The following is a 26,733-nucleotide window of genomic DNA, read 5'->3' on the forward strand; positions in this document are numbered from 1 at the left end:
GCCGTCACTTCGCCGCGGCGATGTCGCGGTCGATCTGGGCCGCGGTGTCCGCGAGGCCCTTCTTCAGGTCGGTGACCTGGCCCTTCTCGTACTGCTGGGCGAACTTCTGCAGGGTGTCCTGGTAGGCGGAGCCGTTGACCGCGCCGTCCGAGGTGGTGGACGCCGGGTGCCGGGCGATGTCCAGGAAGGTCTTGAAGCGGTCGTCGAACTTCAGGTTCGGGGACTTCAGCGCCTCCAGGGTGGAGGGCACGTTGCCGATGGCGTTGGCGAAGCTCACCACGGCCTCGGTGTCCGTGGTCATGTACTTGACCAGCTCCCAGGCCGCGTTCTGCTTCTTGCTCTGCGGCGCGATGCCCATGATCGTGCCGGACAGGTAGCCCTTGCCGTACTCGCTCAGCTCGTCGTCGGCGACCGGCAGCGGCGCGACGCCGACGTCGAAGGGCACCTTGGCCTCCTTGACGAAGTTCAGCCGCCACTCGCCGTCCAGCTGCATGGCGACCTGACCGGTCTGGAAGGGGTGCTTGGCGCCCCACTCGTCGCCGAAGGTGGTGCGGTACTTGTCGAGCTTCTGGAACCCGCCCAGGGCGTCCACCAGGGACTTCTGGTAGGTCATCATCTCGGCGAACGCCGGGTCGGTGGCGACGGTCGACTTGCCGTCCGCGCCGAAGTACCCCTGGTGGCCCCACTGCGACATGTAGTGCGAGACGACCGTCTCGTAGCCGAGGTAGTTCGGCATGAAGCCGAGCCGCTCGTACGAGTCGCCCTTGGCCTTCGTCAGCCTCTTGGCGACCTCGGTGAACTGGGACCAGGTCTTCGGCGGGGCCTCCGGGTCGAGACCGGCCTCCTTGAAGGCGGTCTTGTTGTAGTAGAGCCCGTACGCGTCGGAGAGCAGCGGCAGCGTGCAGCGCCTGCCCTCGAACTGCGTGTACTCCTGGAGGACCTTCGGGAAGGTCTTGTCCAGGTCGAGCTTCGACTTCTCGATGAAGGGCTCGAGGTCCGCGAGGGCGCCCGAGGCGCAGAACTTGCCGACGTTGGCGGTGGTGAACGAGGAGACGACGTCCGGCCCGTTCGAACCGCCCGCGCGCAGCGCCTGGCCGAGCTTGTCGTCGTTGATGTTGCCGACGACCTTCACCTTGATGTTCGGGTGGCTCTTCTCGAACCGGGCGACGTTGTCCTCGATCGCCTTGACCTCGGAGGGCGCCGACCAGCCGTGCCAGAAGGTGATGGTGGTCTCGGCCTTGGGGTCGTCGGAGGCCTGGTTGTTCGCGGAGCCCGTACAGGCGGAGGCGAAGAGGGCGATCGAGGCGGTGGCGGCGAGCGCGGCGGCGGCTCTGCGCGGGCGTGCGGGCATGACGGTGTCTCCCTGGGGCGGGTCGGGGTGTGCGGAGGGGCAGGGGTGGTCAGCGCGAGGTGTCGAAGACCTCGTCGCGCGTGGTGGCGAGGGCGCTTTCGAGGGCGCCGCGCAGCACGGGGCTCCGGCGTACGGCGGAGAGCACGAGCCGGGGCCGGGAGGGAGCGAGGTCCGCGAGTTCGGACTGGACGCGGGCGCGCAGGGGTTCGCCGCCGGGGACGAGGGCGTCACCGGACAGCACGATCAGTTCGGGGTCGAGGACGGCCACCAGGGCGGCGAGTCCGGTGGCGAGGCGCTCGGCGTAGCGGTCGAGCAGCTCCGCCGACCGGGGGTCGTCCTCGTGGGTCTCGGCGGCCCGGGACAGCAGCCCGGCCACCACCGGTACGAAGGGGTGGTCGGGGGTCGGGATCCCGGCGGCGCGGGCGAGCCGGGGCACGGACTGGATGCCCGCGAGCTCCTGGAAGCCGCCCGAGTTGGCCTTGGTGACCTGGCGGACGAGCGGTGTGCCGGGCACGGGGAGGAAGCCGAGCTCGCCGGCGCCGCCGGTGAAGCCGCGGTGCAGCCGGCCGCCGAGGACGAGGGCGGCGCCCAGGCCCCCCTCGTTCCACAGCAGGACGAAGTCGTCGTGGCCGCGGGCGGCGCCCACGCGCTGCTCGGCCACGGCGACGAGGTTGACGTCGTTCTCGTACTCGAACGGCATGGGCAGGACGGCGGCCAGCTCCTCCAGGAGGGTGGGGGAGTGCCAGCCGGGCAGGTGGGAGGCGTACCGCAGGCGTCCGGTGGCCGGGTCGAAGGCGCCGGGGGTGCCGATGACCAGCCGCCGCACGTCCTCGCGGGCGAGTCCGGCGGCCTGGACCGCGCCGTCGAGGGCGTCGGTGACCTGTCGGACGACGCCGGAGTTGGAGCGGCCCGGGGTGCGGAGCTCGTACGCGCCGACGATCTCGCCGGTGATGTCGGCGACGGCGGCGTGGATGCGGTGCTGGTCGACGTCGAGTCCTGCGGCGTAGGCGGCGCGCGGGTTCACGGCGTAGAGCTGGGCGTTCGGTCCGGGGCGGCCTTCGGTGGTGCCGGTGGCGACGACGAGCCCGGCGGCTTCGAGGCGGGCGAGCAGCTGGGAGGCGGTCGGCTTGGAGAGGCCGGTGAGCTTGCCGATCCGGGTCCGCGAGAGCGTGCCGTGTTCGAGGAGCAGGTCCAGGGCGGCGCGGTCGTTCATGGCCCGCAGGACGCGCGGCGTGCCGGGGGTGCCCGGGGTCGTAGCGGCCATGAGTGCGCACCTGCCCTTCCGCGATGGTCGGGCCATTGTGCTGCCTGCCGGCCGGCCCGCTCTCCCACTTGCTCTGTTAGGAAAGTTTCCTATTCGATGGGAGGAAGGTAAGGCGGCCGCCGCGAAGGCGTCAATACCCGGGAACGCACGACGCCCCCGAAGGCAACCGAAGCGTTACCTGCGGGGGCGTACGGGACGTACGGGGACGCTACTTCGAGAGGTCCGACTTCGGCAGCGGGGTCGCCGCCGCCGACTGCGGCGAGGTCGTCGAGGCGAACGCCGACGGCGCCGCCATGCCCGCCGTCGGATCGGCCGCGGACTCCTCGGCCTGCGGCGGGACCCCGCCGACGATCCGGATGCCGGCCTCGTCCAGACCCCGCTTGATGCGCCAGCGCAGCTCGCGCTCCACGCCCAGCTTCTTGCCCGGCATCGTCTTCACCGAGACCCGGACGGTCATCGAGTCGAGCAGCACCTCATTCAGACCGAGCACCTCCACCGGACCCCACAGGCGCTCGTTCCACGGCTCCTCCTTCGCCATGGTGTCGCCCGCCTCGGCGATCACCGTCCGCACCTTCTCCAGGTCCTCCGTCGGCCGGACGGTCACGTCCACGCCCGCCGTCGCCCAGCCCTGGCTGAGGTTCCCTATCCGCTTGATCTCGCCGTTGCGCACGTACCAGATCTCGCCGTCCACCCCGCGCAGCTTGGTCACCCGCAGACCCACCTCGACGACCTCGCCGGAGGCCACCCCCGCGTCGACCGAGTCGCCCACGCCGTACTGGTCCTCCAGGATCATGAAGACGCCGGAGAGGAAGTCCGTCACCAGGTTCCGCGCGCCGAAACCGATCGCCACACCGGCCACACCGGCCGAGGCGAGCAGCGGCGCCAGGTCGATCTTGAAGGCGCCGAGCACCATCAGGCCGGCCGTGCCCAGGATGAGGAACGACGCGACCGAGCGGAGGACCGACCCGATCGCCTCCGAGCGCTGCCGGCGCCGCTCGGTGTTGACGAGGAGACCGCCGAGCGTCGTCCCCTCCACCGCCTGTGCCGAGCGGTTCATCCGCTCGATCAGCTTCGTCAGGGCGCGGCGGACGGCCATCCGCAGCAGGAGCGCGACGATCAGGATCAGCAGGATGCGCAGCCCGGTGTTCAGCCAGGTGGACCAGTTCTCCTCCACCCAGCTCGCCGCGTTCGTCGCCTTCTCCGCGGCCTCGTCCAGGGTCACCGGAATGGGTTCGGGGTCGGTGGCAGCCACTAGGACGGACCAGGACACGGGGCAACCTCCAGGCATCGCGTACGCAGGCCATCCACACTAACGGGGCGTCGGACGTGGTCCCGTTGCCGTGTTCGAGGGAGAGACGGACCTCACCTGGGCAAGTAAGAGACAGGTAAGAGGAGGAGTCGCCGATGTGGTCGAGAACACTCCGGGCGCGTCACCCCGATCCCGGAACGTGGTGGCGCTCCGACCAGGCCTGAGGAGAGACTGAGAGCAGTTCGTCCCGGCGCGAGCCACGCGCCGCCGGCGCCATAGGAGGCATCCGTGCCGCATGTCCTGGTCCTCAACGCGTCGTACGAGCCACTGGGCGTCGTACCGCTCCGCCGCGCACTCGTCCTCGTACTGGAGAACAAGGCTCTCTGCCTCGAGGAGTCCGGCGCCTTCCTGCACAGCGAGACCCAAGTCCTCCCCGCACCCAGCGTGGTGCGACTGAAACGCTTCGTGCGGGTCCCCTACCGGGGGCCCGTTCCTTTGACCCGCAGAGCCCTCTTCGCCCGCGACGGCGGGCGCTGTGTGTACTGCGGGGGCGTCGCCACCAGCGTCGACCACGTCATCCCGCGCAGTCGCGGGGGCACGCACGCCTGGGACAACGTCGTGGCGGCCTGCCGCCGCTGCAACCACGTCAAGGCCGACCGGCACCTGCGCGAGATCGGCTGGCGCCTGCGCCACCAACCGGCCCCGCCGTCCGGCCTGGCCTGGCGGATCATCGGGACCGGACACCGGGACCCCCGCTGGCTGCCGTACCTCCAGCCGTACGGCGCCGAGGACGTGATGGCCCGGATCGACTCCGTCGCCGAAGCCCCCGTGAGGGCGCTGACGACGGGTTGAGCCGGGCCTTTCGCGTACGCGGGGCTTCGCGCGCGCGGCCCCTCCGCATACCGGGGGGCCGATGGCGGCACGGGAGCGGCGCGCCCCTCAGGGGGCGGGCCGCTCCTCCGGTGCGCCCGTGGGAGCCTCCGGCCGCTCCGCCTCCTTCTCCGGGGCCACGGCATAGGTCTCCACCGACCAGAGGGAGTAGCCGAACCGGGTCGCCCGCGCCTCCCCCTGCACCCGCAGGAAGCGCGTGTCCGCCGCGTCCATCCGCACCGTCTCCCGGCCGCCCCCGCCGTCCGCGACGGTCGCCGCCGTGCGCCACACGCGCCCGTCGGCCGACACCTGGATCCGGTAGCGGGAGGCGTACGCGTCCTGCCAGTGCAGCACCACCTGCCCTATCCGCGCCGGCTCGGCCAGCTCCAGCTGCCACCAGGCGCCGTTCTCGGCCGGCGAGGACCAGCGGGTCGCCGGATCGCCGTCCACCGCCGAGGCGGCCGGGAAGTCCGGGGTCTCGTCGCCCGACGAGCTCGCCGTCGCCGTCCGCGCCAGGTCGGGACCGGCCGTACGCGGAAAGGCCCGCACGGTCAGCACCCGCTCCTCGCCCGCGAACGAGACCGGCACGCGGTACGAGCCGGCCGGCACGTCCGCGCCCACCGACACCTCCAGGGGCACGGACGTCCGCGCGCCCCGCTCCACGACGGCCTCCTTCGGGAGGCGCACCGCGATCCCCTTCGGGGCCTTCGCCGTCAGCGCCCCGCGCACCTCGTCCGCGCGCAGGCCCGTCAACTCCACGTCCACCCGCCGTGCCGGTCCGCCGATCTCGGCGTCCGTCTCCCCGCGGGCCAGTTCGAGCCCGGCCCGTGGCCCGTCGCCGAACCACGGCACCAGCGAGCGCACCCCGGGATCCCGACCGCCCCCGCTCCACGACACGCGCACCGCGTCGGCCCGCAGGCCCTTCAGATCGGTCTGGGTCCAGCCGGACGTCGACAGCGGGCCGAGCGACCGCCAGCCCTCCCCGGGGACATGCGCCTCCACGCGCGCGTCCGTGGCCGCCGCCTTGTCCGTCCCGTCTCCCGTGCCCGCTCCCGTTTCTCCGGGCCTTGCCATCACCGTCAGGGCCGCCACGGGCCGCGCCCGGTCGAGCCGCACGGTGTACGAGCCGGGGGCGCGTTCGGCCCGCGCCGCGGCGGGCCGGTCGGCGCCGGTCCAGGCCGCCGACTCCGCCACCGCGCGCGTGAGGAACGGGTCGAGCACCCCCGCGCCGACCGTCACCCGGCTCGACCCCAGCGCCTCCCGCAGCGGTTCGAGGGCCAGCTGCGCCCGCCAGGCCGCCGCGCCGTCGCCGCGCGCCTGGGCGAGCAGCATGTCGACCGCCGTCTCGCCGGCCTCGCCGTACCGCGCGAGCTGTTCGAGCCAGGGGCCCGCCTCGTCGCCCAGCGCGGAACCACCGGAGCCGCCGGAGCCGCCCGGACCGCCGGAGCCGCCCGGACCGCCGGAGCCGCCCGGACCGTCGGAGCCGCCCGGACCGTCGGAGCCGCCCGGACCGCCGGAGCCGCCCGAATCACCGGAGCCGTCCGGACCGTCGGAGCCCCCGATGGTCGCGAGTCGCTCCGGGGCCCCGCGCATCACGGTGAACGCGGCCCGCAGCTCGCGCGCCGCCCGATCCCGTGCGGCCCTGCCCGCGGGGGTGTCGGGGCCGCCGCGCGAGGCCCAGAACGCGGTGAGCAGAGGCTTCAGGTAGGCCGATTCGCCCTTCGGGTCGAGGATCGAGGAGGCGCCGTTCCCGGCGAGCGCCCGCAGCGCCTCACGGGCCGCCGGATCAGGGCCCGCGAGGTCGTCGACGGCGGCCCCCCAGGACTCCGCGGGCCGGTAGCCCCGCGGGTTCCAGGCGTAGTCGGCGGCGGTGAAGAGCGGGATCCGGGAGGCCGTGGGCTGCTCCATGGCGTGGGCCAGGAAGGCGGCGGAACCGGCGGCCACGGCCGGCTCCCGGCCGGTGGCGGGGCCGAGGAACAGCCGGTCCTGCGCGTAGTCGTTGACCGGGTAGTTGTCCATCGTGACCAGCGGATGACTGCCCAGGGCCGTCCGCGCCCCGGCCAGTTCGCCGCCGGTGATCGTGCGCGGGACGACACCGACGCCCGTCCACGCCACCCGCACCTCGGGGTCGAGCGCCCCGGCGAGCTCCGTGCGGTACGCGGTCGCGCCGTCCTGGTAGTACTCCGTCGGCAGCACCGTCAGCGGCTCGGCGTCCGGGTACCGCTCGGCCAGGTGCCGGGCGACGGTGTTCGCCACGCGCGCGTGGGCGGCCGCCGCGGCCCCGGGCCCCCGGCCGAAGGTGTCGGCGTCCTTGTCGCAGTGCCACTCGTCGTACGAGGCGTCCTGGAACTGGAGCTGGAAGACCCGCACCCCGAGCTCCCACATGGCGTCGAGCTTCCGCGTCAGCGCCGTCACGTCGCCGGCCGATGCCAGGCACATGGACTGGGCGGGTGACACGGCCCAGCCGAGCGTCACCCGGTTGGCGCGGGCCCGTTCGGCGAGCGCGCGGAACTCCCGCCGCTGCTCCTCCGGGTAGGGCTCGCGCCACTGCGCTCGGCGGTACGGGTCGTCGCCGGGCGCGTACAGATAGCGGTTCTGCTTGGTGCGGCCGAGGAAGTCCATTTGCGCGAGCCGCTGTTCGAGGGTCCAGGGGCTGCCGTAGAAGCCCTCGGTGATCCCGCGCTCGACCGTGCCCGGCCAGTCGCGGACGACGACCCCGGGCACCTCCCGGCCGGTGCCGACGAGCTGCCGCAGCGTCTGGACGGCGTGGAACAGGCCGTCCTCGCCCACCCCGTCCAGGACGACCGTCTCCCGCCCCTGGTAGCGGCCGGTCGCGAGACGGTAGCCGCCGCGCGGCAGGTCCGTCCGCTCGGGCACCCGCAGGGCCGTCAGGGCCGCCTCCGCCGCCTCGCCGGAGGGACCCGCGAGCCGCAGCACCGGGCCGCGGCCGGGGAGTCCGGCGTGGACGGTCCGCACTCCGGCGCCCCGCAGCAGCTCGCGCAGGGCGGCGACGGCGTACGGATCGGCGTCGGCGTCCGCGAGCAGCGTCACCTCGTCCCCGAGGCGTACGGACGGCCCGGCACCGGTCAGCGACTGCGGCCGGGGCCAGACGGCCGGCAGGGGCGCGGCGGCGACGGCACCCGCGCGCGTGGGGGCTGCGACCGCCGGGCCCACCGGAGGCGCCGGGGCCGAGGGCCGGACCGGCGCGGCGGGGGCCGTCGGGGCCGCGGGAGTCGCCGGTGCGGCCGGGGTCGCGTACACCGGGACCGGCGCGGCGCCGCCCAGGAGGCCGCCGATGACGGCGGCCGCGACGGCCGTCGCGGTCCGCTTCCTGCGCCCGAGGTGCACGGGGTCTCCCTTCGGACAGGCCCGGCAGCTCCGCCGGTTTGGTCACGAGTGGGTCACGAGCCCACCACCCGTCGCACGGAAGTGTCAATGCACGAGGGCGATGTGTCGCCTTTGCCCGGCGATCCGTCGGCGAGGTGACGTCACTTCGCCACCTTCCGCCGGTAAAACGAGGTGCGGTGGGTAGGGCTCACTCGCACCCCCCCGGGGGGTGTCCTGCCGATCAGGCCGGATCAGGGAGCGGCGTCCGGTGCCAGGCGTCGCGAGCCCGGCCTGATCGGCAGGACGCCCCCTTGGCCCAGCTGTCGAGACGAAACCGGGAGACCCCCGTGACCACGACCGCCCGCCACACCGGACGGATACGCGTTCCCCAGCAGGCGTCGCCCACCGCCGCGCCGCTGACCAGCGAACCGCCGCTGCCCGACGCGGCACCCCTCACGAGCGAACCGCCCCTGACCGAGGCGGCCCCCCTCACCAGCGAGCCCACCGCCCCCGGCAGCGCGGGTGGCACGGAGTCCCCCGGAGTGTGAAGTGACCCTGGCCCGTCTCGCCGCCCGTCACGGCGTCGCCACCGCCTACAGCCCGTCCGAAGGCGTCACCGTGCCCGTGCCCGACGCCACCGTGGTCGCCGTCCTCGGCGCCCTGGGCGTCGACGCGACCACCCCGGAGGCGGTCGCCGCCGCCCTCGGCGCGGCGGAACGGGCCGACCGGGACCGCCTGTTGCCGCGCACCCTCGTCCACCGGCGGGGCGACGAACCCCTGCGCCCCCCGGCGGACCTGCCGTCCGGCACCCGGCTGCGGGTCACCACCGAGGAAGGAGCCGTGGTCACCGGCCGGGACTGGGAGCGGCTGCCCCTCGGCGTCCACGCCGTCGCCGCGCAGGCGCCCGACGGGCGCACCTCCACCAGCACCCTGATCGTGAGCCCCGCGCGCGTGCCCGCGCCCGAGCGGCGCGCGTACGGGCTGCTCGTCCAGCTGTACTCGCTGCTCTCCCGCCGCTCCTGGGGCATGGGCGACCTCGGGGACCTGCGCGAGCTCGCCGGCTGGGCGGGCCGCACGCACGGAGCCGGCTTCGTCCAGGTCAATCCGCTCCACGCGGGCGTGCCCGGGGCGCCCACCGACCCCTCGCCGTACCGCCCCTCCTCCCGCCGCTTCCCGGACCCGGTCCACCTGCGGATCGAGGAGATCCCGGAGTACGCCCTGGTGGGCCCCGAGCACCGGGAGGAGCTCGACCGGATCCTCGCCGAGGCCGCCGAACTGCGCGAGCGGGTCCTCGGCAAGGGCGCCCTCATCGACCGGGACGCGGTGTGGGAGGTCAAGCGGCGGGCCCTGGAGCTCGTGGTCGGCGGCGTGGAACTCGGGCCGGGCCGGCGCGCCGACTTCCACGACTTCCTCGCCGACCGCGGCCGCCCCCTGGAGGACCACGCCACCTACCAGGCCCTGGCCGAACGGCACGGCCACCACTGGCGCGACTGGCCCGAGGAGCTGCGCGGGCCGCGCACGGCGGAGTCCGCCGTGCGCGCCGACCCGGAGCTCGCCGCCCGGGTCGACTTCCACTGCCGGCTCGCCTGGCTGACGGACCGGCAGCTGGCCGACGCCGCCGCGACCGCCCGCGAGGCCGGGATGGAGATCGGGATCGTCCACGACCTGGCCGTCGGCGTCCACCCGGAGGGCTCGGACGCCTGGGCCCAGCAGGACGCCTTCGCGACCGGCATGTCGGTCGGCGCCCCGCCGGACGCCTTCAACTCCCGCGGTCAGGACTGGGGTCTGCCGCCCTGGCGGCCTGACGCCCTGGCCGCCGCGGGCTACGCCCCCTACCGGGGCCTCCTGCGTGAACTCCTGCGCCACGCGGGCGCGCTGCGCATCGACCACGTCATGGGCCTCTTCCGGCTCTGGTGGGTGCCCGAGGGCCACGAGCCCACCGAGGGGACCTACGTCCGGTACGACGCCGAGGCCATGCTCGCCGTCCTCGTCCTGGAGGCGCACCGCGCCGGCGCCCTCGTCATCGGCGAGGACCTCGGCACGGTCGAGCCGGGAGTGCGGGAGGAGCTGGCCCGGCGCGGGGTGTTCGGCACGTCCGTGCTCTGGTTCGAGCGGGACTGGGCGGGCACCGGCCGCCCGCTGCCTCCGGCGCAGTGGCGCCGGGAGTGCGTGGCCACGGCCACCACCCACGACCTGCCCTCCACCGCGGCCCGGCTCTCCGGCGACCACGTCGCGCTGCGCCACCGGCTCGGCCTGGCCGACGGGGACCCGGTCCGCGACCGGGCGGCGGACGCGGCCGAGACCGCCGAGTGGCTCGGCCTGTTCCGGCGGCTGGGGCTGCTCCCGGAGGGGGAGGGGGACGAGGAGGCCGCCGTCCGGGCTGTCCACCGGTATCTGCTCGCCTCCCCCGCCCGGATGGTGGGGGTGTGGCTGCCGGACGCGGTGGGGGACCGCAGGCCGCAGAACCTGCCGGGCACCTGGGACGAGTACCCGAACTGGCGGCTGCCGCTCGCCGGCCCGGACGGCCAGCCGCTGACCCTGGAACAGTTCGCCGCCTCGCCCCGGGCGCACGCCCTGCTGCACGAACTGCACACCCGTACGGCTTCCGACGACACGGCCGACGGGTGGGGGAGCGCCCGTACGGCACCCCCGGGCGCGCGGTCCGTTTAGGTGTTCGCTACGTTTGCACCGTGGACAAGAAGAACGCTCTGCGCGCCGGCTCCGTCGCGGCCGGTACGACGCTGATGATGCTGCTCATGTCGTCCCCCGCGCTCGCGCTCACCCGCGACGACGGTGACGACCCGGCCCCCAAGCTGAGTGTCGCCGAGACGCTCGGCCTCTACGTGGCCGCACCGCTGGTGCTGTTCCTGGTCATCATCGGCCTGGTGATGGTGCTCGACAAGTCCAAGAAGGCGTAACGGCCTCATCGGTCTCCGCCGAGGGCGCCGCACGGTACGAGGTACCGTGCGGCGCCCTCGCATGCGTCGAGACCCCCGCCGCGCCCGCGCCGGGTCCGCCCGCCGTGCCCGATCCGCCCGCCGCGCCCGGGGTCTGTTCCGCGGGTGGGCCGACCGCCGACCGCTAGACGGTCGTGGCGAGCAGCTTGCGGAGGAGGCCGGCCAGCTGGTCCGCCTCCTCCTTGGTGAGCGCGCCCCACAGGGCGGCCTGCTGCTCCGCGAGGCCGGCCGCGACGGCCTGGTCCACCAGTTCCCTGCCGCGCTCGCTGAGGGTGACCCGCAGCCCGCGCCGGTCGTTCGGGTCGGGGCTGCGGGTGAGCAGCCCGGCCTTCTCCAGCTTGTCGAGGCGGCCCGTCATCCCGCCGGTGGTGATCATCAGCGTGGCGGTCAGCTCGCGCGGCGAGAGCGTGTACGGCTCTCCTGACCTGCGCAGCGTGGCGAGCACGTCGAACTCCCCGAGCGCCATGCCGTAGGGCGAGTACGCCTTGTCCACCCGGCCGCGCATGGCGTTGGCCAGCCGGTAGATCCGGCCGAAGACGGCCATCGGCACGGTCTCCAGATCGGGGCGGACGGCCGCCCACTGGTCGGTGATGGCGTCGACGGCGTCGTGGGCGGGGGGCTTCGTGTCCATGGCCCCAGTCTCCTCTTCCTCGCGACTCGATGGCAAGAAAGCCACTTGCAAGTAAGTAGCTTAGTGGTAAGTTAATTACCGCCAAGCCAGTCCGGTGCGGCAGCAGGACTCCACAGCAGGGGGAAACCGTCATGTCCCGCAAGGCAGCAGTCGTCGCGCTCACCGCCCTCGCCCCGATCTCCTGGGGCTCCACCTACTTCGTCACCACGGAGTTCCTGCCGCCCGACCGGCCGCTCTTCACCGGCCTGATGCGCGCCCTGCCCGCCGGCCTCCTGCTCCTCGCCCTCACCCGCAAGCTCCCGCAGGGTGCCTGGTGGGGGAAGGCGGCGGTCCTCGGAGCGCTGAACATCGGCGCCTTCTTCCCGCTCCTCTTCCTCGCCGCCTACCGGCTCCCCGGCGGTGTCGCCGCCGTCGTCGGCTCCGTCGGCCCGCTCTTCGTCGTCGGCCTCGCCGCCCTCTTCCTGGGCGACAAGCCCACCGCGAAGTCCCTGATCACGGCGATCGCCGCCGCCTTCGGCGTCAGCCTGGTGGTCCTCAAGGCCGGGGCCGCGCTCGACGCGCTCGGCGTGGTCGCCGGACTCCTCTCGGCCCTGTCGATGTCCGCCGGCGTCGTCTTCACCAAGCGCTGGGGCCGCCCGGAGGGTGTCGGCGCCCTCGCGCTCACCGGCTGGCAGCTCACCGCGGGCGGCCTGATCATCCTGCCCATCGCCTTCCTGATCGAGGGCGCCCCGCCGGCCCTGACCGGCACCAACCTGGCCGGCTACGCCTACCTCGCCTTCGGCAACACCGCGATCTCCTACTTCCTCTGGTTCCGCGGCATCGAGCGGCTGAGCGCCTCCTCGGCCACCCTCCTCGGCCCGCTCTCCCCGCTCACCGCGGCGATCATCGGCTGGGCGGCGCTCGGCCAGGCCCTCGGCCCGGTGCAGATCGTCGGCATGGTCATCGCCTTCGGCGCCACGCTGGCCGGCCAGCTGAGCCCCCGCGCGTCGAAGGTCCCGCAGATCGAAACGTTCAGCTTGACTGAAAAGAATGCTCAGGAAGTTTCGATGGACCTGGAGGGTTCGGCGATGCGACGGTAACGGCATGAAGCTGATCACCGCCCGCCACCCGACCGCCACGACACCCACCGGCACCACGGCCGACAGCACCACCGGCACCACGATCGACAGCACCACCCGCACCACCCGCACCACCGTCACCGAGAGGCCGGCGCCCGCGAGGAAGCTCGCACGGGGCGCCGGCCTCGGCGTGCTCCTCGCCCTGCTCGCCACCGTCGTCTGGTCCGGCAGCTTCGTCGCCACCCGGGACATGGCCGACACCGTGCCCCCCGTCCAGGCCGTCTTCTGGCGCTGGGTCATCGCGCTGGTCGCCGTCGCCCCCTTCGCCGCCCGCCCGTTCCTGCGGCAGTGGCAGACCATCCGCCGCCACCTCGGCTTCGTCACCCTCGCCTCGCTGTTCGGCGTCACCCTCTACAACACCCTGGTCCACCAGGCCGGACTGACCACCTCCGCCTCCAACATGGGCATGATCATGGCCGCCTCCCCGGTGATCATGGCGGTCTACGCCCGGCTCGGCGGCGAACGCCTCGGCGCCCGCCGCGTCCTCGGGATGCTGATCGCCGCCCTCGGCGTGCTCCTGCTCGTCGGAAAGGGCTCGCTCGCCGTCGACCTCTCCGCCGGCGACCTGTGGATGCTCGCCGCGGCCCTGTCCTTCGCCTCGTACAGCGCCCTGCTCAAGCGGAAGCCCGCCGGGATCGACCAACTCGCCTTCCTCTTCACCACCTTCCTGCTCGGCGCCCTGATGCTCGCCCCCGCGTACGCCGTCTCCCTCGCCGTCCAGGGCGGGTTCGCCCTCGGCGCCGCGACCGCCGGCCCCCTGCTGTACGTCGGGGTGCTCTCCTCCGCCGTCGCGTTCTTCGCCTGGAACAGGGCCGTCGCCCTCGTCGGCGCCGCGCGCGCCGGCGTCGTCTACTACCTCCAGCCCGTCTGCGTCGCCCTCCTGTCGTACGCGCTCCTCGGCGAACGGCTCGGCGCCCTCGGCGTCGCGTGCATGGCGCTCATCCTCGGCGGAGTGGCGCTGAGCTCCGCCCGGTAGGTTGCGCCCCATGACCGAGTGGGACATCAAGAAGCTCCGGATCCTCCGCACCCTCCGCGACCGCGGCACCGTCACCGCGACCGCGGAGGCCCTGCTCATGACCCCCTCGGCCGTGTCGCAGCAGCTCACCAACCTCTCCAGGCAGCTCGGCGTACGGCTCCTCGAAGCCCACGGGCGCCGCGTCCGGCTCACCGACGCCGCCCATCTGGTGCTGCGGCACGCGGAGGCGGTGTTCGCACAGCTCGAACGCGCCGACGCCGAACTCGACGGGTACCTGCGGGGCGAGGCGGGACAGGTGCGGGTGGCGGCGTTCTCGACGTCCGTGCCCGCGCTCGTCGTCCCCGCCGTACGGCAGCTGCGCACCGCGCACCCCGGACTCGACGTCCGCGTCCGGGAGGCCGAGGCGGCGGAGGCGTACGAACTGCTCGCGGCCGACCAGGTCGACCTGGCGCTCTCGCTCGCCGCCCACGCCCCCTCCGTACGCGACCCCAAGTTCAGCCGCGTGCCGCTGCTCGCCGATCCGCTCGACGTGGCCCTGCCGGCCGGCCACCCGCTCGCCGACGCCCCCGGACTGCGCCTCGCCGACCTCGCCGCCGAGCCCTGGATCTTCGGCGGCTCCGGCCCTTGGTCCGAGATCACCACCGCCGCGTGCGAGGCCGCCGGCTTCGTGCCCGAACAGGCCCACAGCGCCTCCGGCTGGACCGCGATCCTCGCCATGGTCGAGGCCGGGATGGGCATCGCCCTCGTGCCCCGCATGGCCTCGGCCGAACGCCGGGGCGGCGCCGGCGTCGTCATGCGCGTCCTCTCCGCCGACCAGCCGCGCCGCCACGTCGTCGCGGCCGTACGGCGCGGGGCGGAGGACGGGCCCGCGGTGTCGCGGGTCCTCGCCGCGCTCCGGCAGGCGGCGGCCGCCCGTGAGACCGTTCAGCAGGGCTGAACAGCCTCGTCGAAAACATTCGATGGACCGAAGGGTCGCCACGGGGCAGAGTCGAAGCCATGAGCAGCCACGACGCGCACCAGGACCCGCACGCCAACGACGCCGCCCCCTACTCCGGCGGCGACCCGTACGCCGACTACCGCTCCGGAGACTTCCCCTTCACCGAGCTCGTCGACCTCGCCGACCGCCGCCTCGGCGCCGGAGTCGTGGCCGCCAACGACGAGTTCTTCGCCGAGCGGGAGAACCTCCTCGTCCGCGAACGGGCCGTCTTCGACCCGGAGCACTTCGGCCACAAGGGCAAGGTCATGGACGGCTGGGAGACCCGCCGCAGGCGCGGCGCCGACGCCGAGAACGTCTTCCCCGCCCCCGAGGACCACGACTGGGCCGTCGTCCGCCTCGGCGCCCCCGGCGTCATCCGCGGGATCGTCGTCGACACCGCCCACTTCCGCGGCAACTACCCGCAACGGGTCAGCATCCAGGCCACCGCGGTCGAGGGCTCGCCCAGCCCCGCCGAGCTGCTCGACGCGAAGTGGGAGGAGCTCGTCCCGCCCACCCCCGTCCGCGGCCACGCCGCCAACGGCTTCGCGATCGACGCCGAGCGCCGCTGGACCCACGTCCGGGTATGCCAGCACCCCGACGGCGGCATCGCCCGCCTGCGCGTCCACGGCGAGGTCGTCCCCGACCCCGAGTGGCTCGAACTCCTCGGCACCCTCGACCTGATCGCCGTGCTCAACGGCGGTTCGTACGAGGACGCGTCGGACAGGTTCTACTCGTCGCCCACTCAGATCATCCTGCCCGGCACCTCCCGCAAGATGGACGACGGCTGGGAGAACCGCCGCCGCCGGGTCCGCGGCACCAACGACTGGGTCCGCTTCCGGCTCGCCGCCCAGGGCGCCGTCCGCGCCGTCGAGATCGACACCGCCTGCCTCAAGGGCAACTCGGCCGGCTGGATCGCCCTCCAGGGCCGCAACGGCGAGTCCGGCGAATGGTTCGAGATCATCCCCAGGACCCGTCTCCAGCCCGACACCCTGCACCGCTTCAAGCTCCCCGCCCAGGCCGTCGTCACCCACGTCCGCCTCGACGCCTTCCCCGACGGCGGCGTCGCCCGCATGCGCCTCCACGGCACCCTCACGGACCAGGGCGCGGCCGACCTCCGCGCCCGGTACGCCCGGCTCGGCGGCTGACGGGCACGAGGCGAGCGGGTACGAAGAAGGGGCGCCCCCACGGGGAGGGCGCCCCTTCTCTCGTACTAGCTCACCGCGGCACTACTTCGCGGCGGCCGCGTCCGCGGCCCGGGCCTTGAGGGCGCGCTCGATACCGGCGCGGCACTCCGTGACCATGCGACGCAGGGCCGGGACCGGGTTGTGCTCGGCGATCCAGGCGTCCGTGGCGTCCAGCGTCTCCTGCGAGACCTGGAGCGACGGGTACAGGCCGACGACGATCTGCTGGATCATCTCGTGGCTGCGGGTCTCCGAGACACGCTTGATCGACGCGAAGTACTTCGCCGTGTAGGGGGCGAGCAGCTCGCGCTGGTCGGCCTGGACGAAGCCGCCGATGACGGCCTCCTGCACGGCGTTCGCCAGCTTGTCGTCCTCGACGACCGACGCCCAGGCCTCGGCCTTCGCGGCCTCCGTCGGGCGGGCCGCCCGCGCGGTCGCCGCGTGGCGCTCGCCGGCCGCGGTGCGGTCGCGCTCCAGCTCGGCGGCGATCTCCGGCTCGTCGAAGCGGCCGGTGGCGGCGAGGCGCTGCACGAACGCCCAGCGCAGCTCGGTGTCGACGGCCAGGCCCTCGATGACCTCGGAGCCGTCGAGCAGCCCGGCGAGCACGTCGAGCTCGGCGTCCGTGCGGGCGGTCGCCGCGAAGGCCCGTGCCCACGCCAGCTGGTGGTCGCTGCCGCCCTCGGCGGCGCGCAGCTGCTCCTGGGCGAAGGTGCCCCAGCGCGCCAGGCCCTCGGCCCGCCACTCCGGCGCCGCGTACATCTCCAGGGCCGCCTTGACCTGGCCCTGGAGCGACTGGACCACGCCGATGTCGGACTCCTTGGCGATGCCCGAGAGCACCAGGTCCAGGTAGTCGCGGGTGGCCAGCTCGCCGTCGCGGGTCATGTCCCAGGCCGAGGCCCAGCACAGGGCGCGCGGCAGGGACTCGGCGAAGTCGCCGAGGTGCGCGGTGACGTTGGTGAGGGACACCTCGTCGAGGCGGACCTTCGCGTACGAGAGGTCGTCGTCGTTGAGAAGGACGACCGCCGGGCGGGCCTTGCCCACCAGCTGCGGCACGGCGGTCAGGCCGGCCGCCTCGATGTCCAGCTCCAGGCGGTCCGTGCGGACCAGCCGGCCGGACTCGTCGAGGTCGTAGAAGCCGATCGCGATGCGGTGCGGCCGCAGGACGGCCTCGCCCTTGGCGCCGACGGGCAGCGCGGGGGCCTCCTGGCGGACGGCGAACGCGGTGATGGAACCGTTCTCGTCGGTCTCGATCTCCGGGCGGAGGATGTTGATGCCGGCCGTCTCCAGCCATGCCTTCGACCAGGTCTTCAGGTCACGGCCGGAGGTCTCCTCCAGCGCGCCCAGCAGGTCGGACAGGCGGGTGTTGCCGAAGGCGTGCGCCTGGAAGTACGCCTGGACGCCCTTGAAGAACTCGTCCTCGCCGACGTACGCCACCAGCTGCTTCAGGACCGAGGCGCCCTTGGCGTACGTGATCCCGTCGAAGTTGACGAGCACGTCCTCCAGGTCGTTGATCTCGGCCATGATCGGGTGCGTGGACGGCAGCTGGTCCTGGCGGTAGGCCCAGGTCTTCTCCGCGTTGGCGAAGGTCGTCCAGGCGTTCGGCCAGCGGGTGCCCGGGACCGAGGCCTGGCAGGCGACCGAGGTGAAGGTGGCGAACGACTCGTTCAGCCACAGGTCGTTCCACCACTCCATGGTCACGAGGTCGCCGAACCACATGTGGGCGAGCTCGTGCAGGATCGTCTCGGCGCGCCGCTCGTACGCCGCGTCCGTCACCTTCGAGCGGAAGACGTACTGGTCACGGATGGTGACCGCGCCCGCGTTCTCCATCGCGCCCGCGTTGAACTCCGGCACGAAGAGCTGGTCGTACTTGGCGAACGGGTAGTCGTACGCGAACTTCTCCTGGAACCAGTCGAAGCCCTGCCGGGTGACGTCGAAGATGTGCTCCGCGTCCAGGAACTCGGCCAGCGACGGACGGCAGTAGATGCCCAGCGGGACGGTCTGGCCGTCCTTCTCGTACGACGAGTGCACCGAGTGGTACGGGCCGACGATCAGCGCCGTGATGTACGACGAGATGCGCGGGGTCGGCTCGAAGACCCAGACGTCGTCCTTCGGCGTCTCCGGCGTCGGCGAGTTGGAGATGACCTTCCAGCCCGTCGGGGCCTTCACGGTGAACTGGAAGGTCGCCTTCAGGTCGGGCTGCTCGAAGGAGGCGAAGACCCGCCGCGCGTCCGGCACCTCGAACTGGGTGTACAGATAGGCCTGGTCGTCGACCGGGTCGACGAAGCGGTGCAGGCCCTCACCGGTGTTGGTGTACGCGCAGTCGGCGACGACCTTCAGCTCGTTGCGGCCCGCGACCAGGTGGTCGAGCGCGATCCGCGAGTCGCGGAAGACGGCGGCGACGTCGAGCGACTTGCCGTTCAGCACGGCCTCGTGGACGGCGGGCGCGACGAGGTCGATGAAGGTCGAGGCGCCGGCCTCTGCGGAATCGAAGCGGACGGTGGTGACGGACCGGTAGGTGCCGCCCTCCTGCGCACCGGTGAGGTCGAGTTCGACCTCGTACGCGTCCACGGTCAGCAGTGCTGCCCGCTGCTGAGCCTCTTCACGGGTCAGGTTTGTGCCAGGCACCCGGTCAACTCCTCGGTTTCGTGACGTTTGGCCCATCCTTCCATGGGGCGCCTCAGCGGCGCACCGCGCATTTCCACGGCCCGTCACCGCTGATCCGCAGCAGCCCCGGACCCGGCACGGGGGCGCTCACGCGGACCTCCCCGATTTCGTTGACCAGCAGGTCCTGCTCCTCGTCGTCGTAGAGCGGATCCTGCGGCGGAGTGTGCTGGTGGACCGTGAAGTTGGACTCCCCGTGATGCAGGAAGTCGAGCACCCCGGGCGGCCCGTCGTAGATCACCAGATCGTGTGCGAGGCCTTCGAGGTGGCTGTCGAAACGCCGGGCGTGGGACAGCGGCAGCACCCGCAGCGTCCAGGGCGCGTCGGCCTCCACCCGCAGCGTCAGCGGGCGGGCCCGCGGCACCAGGGCGACCGTCCGGGCGCGGACGTCGTCCTCGTACGCCATGAGCAGGAAGTCCTCGGCCCGCCCGTACGCGTCGCAGGCCTCGATCGTGGTGGAGAGCGAGTGGAACGACTCGATCTCCAGGAGCACCCAGTGCCCCGGCGGCAGCGCCGGGTCGCAGTGCACGGTCTCCTTGCCGCGCCCCTGGTACACGGCGGGCCGGAACTCGCCGCCGTACGGGTCCGCCACCGGTACGGGCGGCGCCGCGGGCGCCGGCGGCGGGGGCGGCGGGACGTAGCCGGGGCCCGGGATCGGCGGCGGCGGGGACTCCACCACGATGCCGAAGTCCGTCGCGAGCCCGGCCAGACCCGAGGCGTAGCCCTGGCCGACCGCCCGGAACCGCCAGCCGCCGTCCCGCCGGTAGAACTCCCCGAAGACGAAGGCCGTCTCCGTCGTCGCGTCCCCGATCGCGCAGTACGCCACCGGGTTCCCGGCCGCGTCCGTGACCCGCACGTCGAGCGCCGGCACCTGCCCGAAGGAGCCGCCGTCGGCGGAGGCGGCGATCACCAGGCGCCCCACGTCCGGCTCCACGCGCGCGAGGTCGAGCCACAGCCAGTCGGCGGCCGGGCTGCCGGGCACGCCGGGCGCCGACTTTCCCAGGTGCCGTACCGCCCCCGAGGGATGTTCGGCGTGGTTGTAGAAGACCAGGTCGGCGTCGCCCCGCACCCGCTCCCCGGCCCCGAGCAGCAGCGCCGACACGTCCACGTCGGGCACCTCGTACCCGGTCCGCCAGCTGACCGCGACGTGGAGGGCCTGCGCGGGCACCGGGACGTTCGCACCCCTGGGTATCTGGGTCATGGAGGCACTCTGGCACGCCCGGGCACGCCGGAGGGGCGGCTCCCCGCAACGGGAAGCCGCCCCTCCGAAAGGAACGGTGCTCCTGGTCAGCCCTTGAGCTCGGCCGCGACGAGCTCCGCGATCTGCACGGCGTTCAGCGCCGCGCCCTTGCGCAGGTTGTCGTTGGAGAGGAACAGCGCCAGGCCGTTGTCGACGGTCTCGTCCACCCGGATGCGCCCGACGTACGAGGCGTCCTTGCCGGCCGCCTGGAGCGGGGTCGGGATCTCGGAGAGCACGACGCCCTCGGCGCCCTCGAGCAGCTCGTAGGCGCGCTCGACGCTGATCGGGCGCTCGAAGCGGACGTTGACCTGGAGGGAGTGGCCGGAGAAGACCGGGACGCGCACACAGGTGCCGGAGACCTTGAGCTCGGGGATCTCCAGGATCTTGCGGGACTCGTTGCGGAGCTTCTGCTCCTCGTCGGTCTCGAAGGAGCCGTCGTCGACGATCGAGCCGGCCAGCGGGACCACGTTGAAGGCGATCGGACGCTTGTAGACGGCCGGCTCGGGGAACTCGACGGCCTCGCCGTCGAACGCCAGCTGGTCGGCGGTCTCGGCCACGGCGCACGCCTGCGTGCGCAGCTCGGCGACACCGGCCACGCCCGAGCCGGACACGGCCTGGTAGGTGGTGGCGATCAGCGCGGTCAGGCCGGCCTCCTGGTGGAGCGGCTTGAGGACCGGCATGGCGGCCATCGTGGTGCAGTTCGGGTTGGCGATGATGCCCTTGGGGCGGTCCTTGATCGCGTGCGGGTTGACCTCGGAGACCACCAGGGGGACCTCGGGGTCGCGGCGCCAGGCGGAGGAGTTGTCGATCACGACGGCGCCCTGCGAGGCGACCTTCTCGGCGAGGGCCTTGGAGGTGGCGCCGCCGGCGGAGAAGAGCACGATGTCCAGGCCGGTGTAGTCGGCGGTGGAGGCGTCCTCGACCGTGACGCCGTCCACGACGGTGCCGGCGGAGCGGGCGGACGCGAAGAGCCGCAGCTCGTCGACCGGGAAGTTCCGCTCGGCCAGGATCTTCCGCATGACTGTGCCGACCTGACCGGTGGCTCCGACGATTCCGACCTTCACGGGGACTCCTCCGTACGTATGTGCAGGGTGCTGCCGGTCCATGATGCGTATGTCCCCGCCCGCCTTGTCCAATCCATTGTCCAAGGGTCGGGACGAGTCGCGGACGCGTCACACACGGGGGTCAGGACGCGAAAGGGGCGGGCGCCGGTTTCGGCGCCCGCCCCCTCACCCGTACGGTGCTACGGGGTGACGGTGCCGATCAGGACGCTGCCGCTGCCGGCGACGGTGCCGCGGGCGTTGAGCAGCTGGACCTGGCCGAAGAACTGGCGTCCCTCGGGGGCCGGACCGCCGACGACGACCTCGGCCGTGACCTTGGTGCTCGCGCCGTTGGCCAGCGGGTAGGTCTTGGCGCCGTCGACCTGGACGGTGCCGAGCGCCGGGGAGTAGTACACGTCCTTGTAGTCGTAGGTCGTGCCGCCCGCGGCCTGGACCGAGTAACCGTCGACCACGACGGTGTACGTGCCCGCGGCGGGCTTGACCAGGGAGACGCTCTCCTCCGAGTCGCCGTCGGCCGACTGGGCGACCTGCTTGCCGTTGAGGAGCACGGTCAGGTCGAGGTCGGCGGCCTTGTCGGAGGTGTTGCCGATCGCGATGTCGAGCCGCTCGACGCCCTCGCCGATGGTGACGGTCTTCGTGTGCTTCTCGTGGTGCTGGATCGTCGGGGTCTCGACCTTGGCCGAGCCCAGCGAGCCGCCCTTCAGCTTGCCGTCGAGGGCGGCGAACTTGTTGGTGACGGTCCACTCGACGGCGGACGGGGTGCCGACCTTCGCCTCGGCGACGGTCTGGACCGCCGGGTCGAAGGAGACGCCGAGCGCGGCGACGTTCAGCGTGTACGGGTTGTCCAGGTCGGGCGAGGTGCGGCGCGCCTCGACCTCGATCTCCCAGACGCCCGGCTGCGGGTTCGCGTAGGAGCGCAGGTCCGGACGGCAGGTGTTGGCCGGGTTGTAGTGCGGGTAGCAGCCCGTGGTCGCGGTCGGGTCGACCGGGACGCCGTACGGGTGGATGGCGATGAACCGGGTCTGGCTCTTCTCCTTCAGGCCGCCGATCGCGACCTCGAGGGAGGTGGCGCCCGCGGGCACCGTCACGAAGTACGACTTGGTGCTGTTGCGCTGCACCGATCCCGAGGCGGAGAAGCCGTAGCCGGGGGCGACCAGGTCGCTCGCGACGACCGAGGTGGCGAGGATCTGCTTGTCGACGCCCTCGGTGCGCTCGTCGTCGGCCTCCAGGAGCACGCTGTGCACGCCGGCGGTGCGGGGGCGGGCCTCCAGCTTGACGGTGACCGGCTTGTTCAGCGGCAGGTCGATCTCGTCGTCGCCGAGGATCCGGAAGGTGCCGTCGTCGTACTTGAGGTCCAGCTCGTGCTCGATGGCACGGTCCGGGCCGCTGGTACGCGTGATGGTGACGTCGTAGACCTTCTTCTGGCCGACCTTGAGGCCGCCCTCGCGGTCGTACACACCGGTGCCGGTGTGCGGGGCCGGGAAGATCACGGTGTCGACCGGGGCCTCGACCTTGTAGGAGTGGGCGGTGGCCCCGTCCTTGATCGACTCCCACGCCTCGTTGACGTCGACGAGGCCGGCGCCCTGCTCGTGGGCCGCGACACCCGGGATCCGCCGGGCGGTCGAGGTGAGGGCGGTACGGAGGGTCAGCGGGGAGAGCTCGATGCCGCGCTGCTTGGCCGCGGAGAGGAGCAGCGCGCCGACGCCCGCGACCTGCGGGGACGACATCGAGGTGCCGTTGAGCATGCCGTAGCCGGCGGGAAGCGCGTATCCGGCCTCGGCGACGCCGGAACCGGCCTGCCAGGTCGGGATCGTGTTCACGGACGAACCCGGGCCGGTGACCAGCGGGGCCGCGCCGCCGTCCTCACGCGGACCGCGCGAGGAGAACGGGAACATGGCGTACTTCTTCTCGACGGCCGAGCCGTAGTTGGCGGCCCAGGTCGACTGGGAGACCGCCGCGCCGACCGAGAGGACCTTGTCGGCCAGGCCGGGGTCGCCGATCGTGTTGGTGCCCGGGCCGGAGTTGCCGGCCGAGATCACCAGCTGCACGCCGTACTCGTCGATGAGGCGCGTGTAGAGACGGGAACGGACGTTGTCGCCGTCGTTCAGCGCGGGCAGGCCGCCGATCGACATGTTCACGATGTCGACGCCGCGGTTGACCACGAGGTCGACCATGCCCTCGGTGAGCGCGGTGTTGGTGCAGCCGCCGGTCCAGGTGCAGGCGCGCGAGGAGACGATCTTCGCGCCGGGCGCGGCGCCGTTCATCTTCCCGCCGAAGAGGCCCTTGGCGGCGGTGATGCCGGCGACGTGGGTGCCGTGGGAGGACTCGACGAGGCCGATGTTGACGAAGTCGCGCTTCTGGCCGACCCAGCTGCCGCCGAGCGGGTCCATCGGGACGTCCTTGCGGATCTCCACGACGAACGGGGTCTTCTCGACGACATCGGTGGCCGGGTTGTCGGTGCCGAAGGAGCCGACCTGGAACCCGTCCTTGTACGGCTTCATCGGCTCGTTGTCCGTGAAGTCGTTGTTCTGGTCGACGTCCACGCGGACGGTGCCGGCGGCCGGGTCGTACAGCATGCCGAAGACGTCGGTGGTGTCACCGTCTCGGTTGATGTCGCCCGCCGGGTCGCCGCCCGCGGTGACCGCCTCGGTGAAACGGCTGAACTGGAAGGAGCCCTCGGGGGCCTTCCAGCTCTGCGAGGCACCGGTGAAGACCGGGCCCGCGACGGGGGCGTTCTGCAGGCGCCAGGTGGCGTCGCCCTCGGTGATCGGGTCCGTGGCGGTGACCCAGTCGACGATCTTGCGCTCGCCGGTCGTCGTCTTCTGGAGGGCCGGGTGTCCCAGGTCGACGCCGGAGTCCAGGATGCCGATGGTCACGCCGCGGCCGTCGGCCTTCGGGTGGTCCTCGACGAACTCGACCGCGCCCGTCTCGTGCGACGGGTTGTACGGGTTCTTCGCCGGGGTCTTCGCGCTCGGGGCCGGGTAGGTCGTGGTGACGGTGGTGCCCTCGACGGCACCCGTCGCCGCGCCCGCGTCCGGAGTCGGGTCGTCCAGCGGGATCTCGGCCTGGAGGTCGATCGACTGGACGGAGGAGAGCCGGGTGGCGGCCTTGATCGCGGCCGCGGCCTTGGCGGTCGGCAGGGTGGCGCGCACGTAGCCGAGCGCGTCCTGCTGCTTTCCGACGGAGGCGCCGGGGACGGCGTCGAGCTGGCCGGCGACCTGCTCGGTGGCGCCGGGGGCGGTGGCGACGAGGACGGTGACGTTCTTCTCGCCGCTGACCTCGGCCTCGGTGAGGCGCTGGGCGTCGATCGAGCCGAGCTTGTCGGCGGGGTCCGAGGCCTTGACCGGGGGAGTGGCGTCCGGGGCGTCGGCGGCGAGCACGGGCGCGGCGCCGGTCGCGACGAGCGCGGCGACGAGCCCGGCAGCGGCGGCGATGCGTGCCGCGCGCCTGTGCCCGGTCGTCGAGCGTCCGGGTATGGAGCTCCGAGTTTCGGGGGTGGTCATCTACATCCCTGTTGGTGAAAGGAGAGGGTCCGGAATTCGGTGCCGGATGACCGCTCAGCCTTTCGTAAATGACCTGGGTTTGTGGAGAGTTGTCGTGGGTCGTGATGCCGTCACGGCACAAACCCGCCACCGCCCGGGATCCGCCACAGCGGACGAACCCGTTCCAAGCGGGGCGAGTTCACCGTCCCCGGCGGTCAGCCCTCCTTCGTGCGGGCGTAGTGGCGGGAGGCCTTGGCCCGGTTTCCGCAGATCGCCATCGAGCACCAGCGGCGGGTGCCGTTCCGCGAGGTGTCGAAGAAGTGCAGGATGCACGCCTCGTGGGCGCACGCGCGGATCCGGTCGGGAGCGGTGCGCAGCAGGTCGAGGTAGTCGCGCGCGGCGGCCCAGCCGGGCCCCCAGGACGGGTCCGCGAACTCGGCCTCCTCGCCGGGGCCCGCGGCGGTGAGCGTGGCCCTGATGCGGCCGTGGTCGAGGACCGCGTCGACCCGTGCGGTGGCGGCGGGGTCGCCGGGGCGGTCGACGAGCCCGGCGAGGGCGTCCCGGGCGGCGAGGGTGTGGCGCAGGGTCGTGGCGTCCGCGGCGAACCGTCGCTCCAGGCGGTTGGTGGCGAGCCAGACCGCGAGCCCCTCGACCCCGTCGAGCAGGTCCTGCCGGACCCCCTCCAGGTTCCAGCGGGTGTTGAGCAGGTCGAGGGAGAGCGGCTCGCCGACGAGCGGCCGCGGGTCGACGACGGTCATGGCGGACACCCTCCTCGGTGAGCTAACCCCTCAAGAGTACGTGAACGGTTGACGCTGCTCGCATCTAACCTCTAAAGTCGAATTAAGAGGTTAGCCCGCAGGGGTGGCCACATCGAAGAGGGGACCCCCATGTCCGCGATCGGCAAGCTCGCCACCCACCACGTCGGCGTCAACGTCACCGACCTGGACCGCTCCCTCGCCTTCTACGGCGACGTCCTCGGCTTCGACGTCCTCGGCGAGGGCAAGGAGGAGGACAGTCGCTTCGCCTTCCTCGGCCAGGACGGGACCCTGGTCCTCACCCTCTGGCAGCAGGCCGACGACGCCTACGCCCCCGGCCGCGCGGGCCTCCACCACCTCGCCTTCGAGGCCGAGTCCCTCGACCACGTCCGCGCCGCCGAAGCCGCCCTCACCGCCCGCGGCGCCACCTTCGCCTACGACGGCCTCGTCGCCCACCGAGAAGGCGCCGCCTCCGGCGGCATCTTCTTCCACGACCCCGACGGCACCCGCCTCGAGATCTCCGTCCCGAAGGGCGCCGAAGAACTCTCGGCCCCGTCGGACTCGGCCCCGACCTGCGGCTTCTTCTAGCCACCCGCGGTGTGGGCACCCGTTCCGCCGCGTCGGAACGGGTGGGCGCACCGACGAACCTGCCCCGCGCCACTACGAACCCGCACGTCAGGGAGGCCCGTCATGGACCCGTTCAACCCCGGCTCGCTCGCCGTGCAGGAGCGCGTCGGCGTCCGCGACCTGGCGGACCACGTGGGCCGCTCCATCACCCCCGGCATCCGCCCCGTCGCCGCCGCCTTCCTGGAAGCCCAGCCCATGCTCGCCATCGGCGCCGCCGACGCCGAAGGCCGCGTCTGGGCGAGCCTCCTCACCGGCGCCCCCGGCTTCGCCCGTGCCACCGGCCCGCACACCGTCTCCGTCGCCGGCGGCGTCCCCGCCCACGACCCGCTGGCGGCCGCCGTCACCGCCGACGGCACCCCCGTCGGGACGATCGCCCTCGACCCCCGCACCCGCCGTCGCATGCGCCTCAACGGCATCGCGCGGCCCAGCGCGCGCGGCTTCACGATCGAGGCCGAGCAGGTCTTCTCCAACTGCCCGAAGTACCTGCAGAAACGGGACCTGTACGGCTCCGATCCCACCCGCCGCCCGGACGCGGCCGCGGTGCGCCACGGCGACGCGCTCACCGCCGAGCAGGTGCGCCGCGTCCGCGCCGCCGACACCTTCTTCGTCGCCACCAGCGCACCCGACGGCGTCGACACGAGCCACCGCGGCGGCAGGCCCGGCTTCGTCCGGGTCGACGCGCCCCGCGAGCTCAGCTGGCGCGACTACCCGGGCAACGCGATGTTCCTGACCCTGGGCAACCTGGAGTCGGACGGCCGCGCCGGCCTCCTCTTCCTCGACTGGGAGACCGGGACGACCCTCCAGCTCAGCGGCCTCGCGCACACCGAGTACGGCCCCGAGGGCCGCGTCACCCGCTTCCGCGTGGACCGCACGGCCGAGACCCCGTCCGCCAGCCCCCTGCGCTGGTCGGCCCCGGAGTACTCCCCGGCCAACCCGACGGAGCCCTGACCGCCCTCGTCGCGGGCGATCGTTCCGCAGGGCGGAACGGGTGGGCGCGAACCGAAACG

The 26,733-nt window shown here is 73.1% G+C and carries 20 protein-coding genes; 10 read left to right on the forward strand and 10 right to left on the reverse strand.

Translation table 11 applies throughout. The annotated features are described in order from the left end of the window. Positions 1-4 precede the first annotated feature (4 nt). The 3 genes from OO54_RS01495 to OO54_RS01505 form a co-directional block, all read right to left on the reverse strand. Positions 5-1,351: an ABC transporter substrate-binding protein gene (locus OO54_RS01495; protein WP_033201057.1), complete on the reverse strand. Its 1,347-nt coding sequence runs from the start codon at positions 1,349-1,351 to the stop codon at positions 5-7. Between the two features lie 49 nt (positions 1,352-1,400). Continuing rightward, a complete protein-coding gene (locus OO54_RS01500) occupies positions 1,401-2,615 on the reverse strand; it encodes an ROK family transcriptional regulator (protein WP_033201058.1) in 1,215 nt (404 codons plus the stop codon). A 208-nt stretch (positions 2,616-2,823) separates the two neighbouring features. After that, a complete protein-coding gene (locus OO54_RS01505) occupies positions 2,824-3,903 on the reverse strand; it encodes a mechanosensitive ion channel family protein (protein ID WP_051786649.1) in 1,080 nt (359 codons plus the stop codon). A gap of 249 nt (positions 3,904-4,152) precedes the next feature. Here OO54_RS01505 and OO54_RS01510 point away from each other — a divergent pair, with 249 nt between their 5' ends. Further along, positions 4,153-4,716, forward strand: a complete 564-nt coding sequence (locus OO54_RS01510; protein ID WP_033201060.1) for an HNH endonuclease — start codon at positions 4,153-4,155, stop codon at positions 4,714-4,716. Between the two features lie 87 nt (positions 4,717-4,803). Here the strand turns inward: OO54_RS01510 and OO54_RS47075 are convergent, their stop codons facing one another. Continuing rightward, a complete protein-coding gene (locus OO54_RS47075) occupies positions 4,804-8,082 on the reverse strand; it encodes a glycoside hydrolase family 84 protein (RefSeq protein ID WP_037944150.1) in 3,279 nt (1,092 codons plus the stop codon). A gap of 326 nt (positions 8,083-8,408) precedes the next feature. Between OO54_RS47075 and OO54_RS01520 the strand changes: the two genes are divergently transcribed. Genes OO54_RS01520 through OO54_RS01530 form a run of 3 tightly spaced genes read left to right on the forward strand, consistent with a single transcriptional unit; the run spans position 8,409 to position 10,979 of the window. Continuing rightward, positions 8,409-8,609: a hypothetical protein gene (locus tag OO54_RS01520; protein WP_017237950.1), complete on the forward strand. Its 201-nt coding sequence runs from the start codon at positions 8,409-8,411 to the stop codon at positions 8,607-8,609. A 1-nt stretch (position 8,610) separates the two neighbouring features. Then, positions 8,611-10,731, forward strand: coding sequence for a 4-alpha-glucanotransferase (gene malQ / locus OO54_RS01525; RefSeq protein ID WP_033201061.1), 2,121 nt, complete (start codon positions 8,611-8,613; stop codon positions 10,729-10,731). A 20-nt stretch (positions 10,732-10,751) separates the two neighbouring features. Continuing rightward, positions 10,752-10,979, forward strand: coding sequence for a hypothetical protein (locus OO54_RS01530; RefSeq protein WP_033201062.1), 228 nt, complete (start codon positions 10,752-10,754; stop codon positions 10,977-10,979). 163 nt (positions 10,980-11,142) lie between these two features. Here the strand turns inward: OO54_RS01530 and OO54_RS01535 are convergent, their stop codons facing one another. Beyond that, positions 11,143-11,649 carry a MarR family winged helix-turn-helix transcriptional regulator gene (locus OO54_RS01535; protein ID WP_033201063.1) on the reverse strand — a complete coding sequence of 169 codons (507 nt, stop codon included), beginning with the start codon at positions 11,647-11,649 and terminating at the stop codon, positions 11,143-11,145. A gap of 131 nt (positions 11,650-11,780) precedes the next feature. Here OO54_RS01535 and OO54_RS01540 point away from each other — a divergent pair, with 131 nt between their 5' ends. Genes OO54_RS01540 through alc form a run of 4 tightly spaced genes read left to right on the forward strand, consistent with a single transcriptional unit; the run spans position 11,781 to position 15,864 of the window. Further along, positions 11,781-12,728, forward strand: a complete 948-nt coding sequence (locus OO54_RS01540; RefSeq protein ID WP_033201064.1) for an EamA family transporter — start codon at positions 11,781-11,783, stop codon at positions 12,726-12,728. A gap of 4 nt (positions 12,729-12,732) precedes the next feature. Further along, positions 12,733-13,743, forward strand: coding sequence for a DMT family transporter (locus OO54_RS01545; RefSeq protein ID WP_078905004.1), 1,011 nt, complete (start codon positions 12,733-12,735; stop codon positions 13,741-13,743). Positions 13,744-13,753: 10 nt separating this feature from the next. Next, complete coding sequence (locus tag OO54_RS01550; RefSeq protein WP_033201065.1) at positions 13,754-14,680, forward strand: LysR family transcriptional regulator; 927 nt, start codon at positions 13,754-13,756, stop codon at positions 14,678-14,680. A gap of 59 nt (positions 14,681-14,739) precedes the next feature. Further along, a complete protein-coding gene (gene alc / locus OO54_RS01555; protein ID WP_033201066.1) occupies positions 14,740-15,864 on the forward strand; it encodes an allantoicase in 1,125 nt (374 codons plus the stop codon). A gap of 81 nt (positions 15,865-15,945) precedes the next feature. On the opposite strand, the gene pepN is transcribed toward alc, so the two are convergent. From pepN to OO54_RS01580, 5 genes are all read right to left on the reverse strand, one after another. Beyond that, on the reverse strand, positions 15,946-18,525 hold the full coding sequence (pepN, locus tag OO54_RS01560; protein ID WP_033201067.1) for an aminopeptidase N: 2,580 nt from the start codon (positions 18,523-18,525) through the stop codon (positions 15,946-15,948). Between the two features lie 52 nt (positions 18,526-18,577). Next, positions 18,578-19,762 carry a TerD family protein gene (locus OO54_RS01565; protein ID WP_033201068.1) on the reverse strand — a complete coding sequence of 395 codons (1,185 nt, stop codon included), beginning with the start codon at positions 19,760-19,762 and terminating at the stop codon, positions 18,578-18,580. Between the two features lie 86 nt (positions 19,763-19,848). Further along, entirely contained in the window at positions 19,849-20,865 is a 1,017-nt protein-coding gene (locus tag OO54_RS01570; RefSeq protein WP_033201069.1) for an aspartate-semialdehyde dehydrogenase, read from the reverse strand. Between the two features lie 179 nt (positions 20,866-21,044). Continuing rightward, a complete protein-coding gene (locus OO54_RS01575) occupies positions 21,045-24,365 on the reverse strand; it encodes a S8 family serine peptidase (RefSeq protein ID WP_033201070.1) in 3,321 nt (1,106 codons plus the stop codon). 194 nt (positions 24,366-24,559) lie between these two features. Further along, the gene (locus OO54_RS01580) at positions 24,560-25,102 is read right to left on the reverse strand and encodes a CGNR zinc finger domain-containing protein (RefSeq protein WP_033201071.1); all 543 of its coding nucleotides are present in this window, start codon (positions 25,100-25,102) and stop codon (positions 24,560-24,562) included. Between the two features lie 129 nt (positions 25,103-25,231). Here OO54_RS01580 and OO54_RS01585 point away from each other — a divergent pair, with 129 nt between their 5' ends. Both OO54_RS01585 and OO54_RS01590 read left to right on the forward strand, forming a co-directional pair. Continuing rightward, positions 25,232-25,687 (forward strand): VOC family protein, encoded by a 456-nt coding sequence (locus OO54_RS01585; RefSeq protein WP_017237961.1) that lies wholly within the window; start codon positions 25,232-25,234, stop codon positions 25,685-25,687. A gap of 102 nt (positions 25,688-25,789) precedes the next feature. Further along, entirely contained in the window at positions 25,790-26,674 is an 885-nt protein-coding gene (locus OO54_RS01590; protein ID WP_033201072.1) for a pyridoxamine 5'-phosphate oxidase family protein, read from the forward strand. The last annotated feature ends 59 nt before the right edge of the window (positions 26,675-26,733 follow it).

This window comes from Streptomyces wedmorensis, assembly GCF_000716445.1.
In the GTDB taxonomy this organism is placed as follows: domain Bacteria; phylum Actinomycetota; class Actinomycetes; order Streptomycetales; family Streptomycetaceae; genus Streptomyces; species Streptomyces wedmorensis.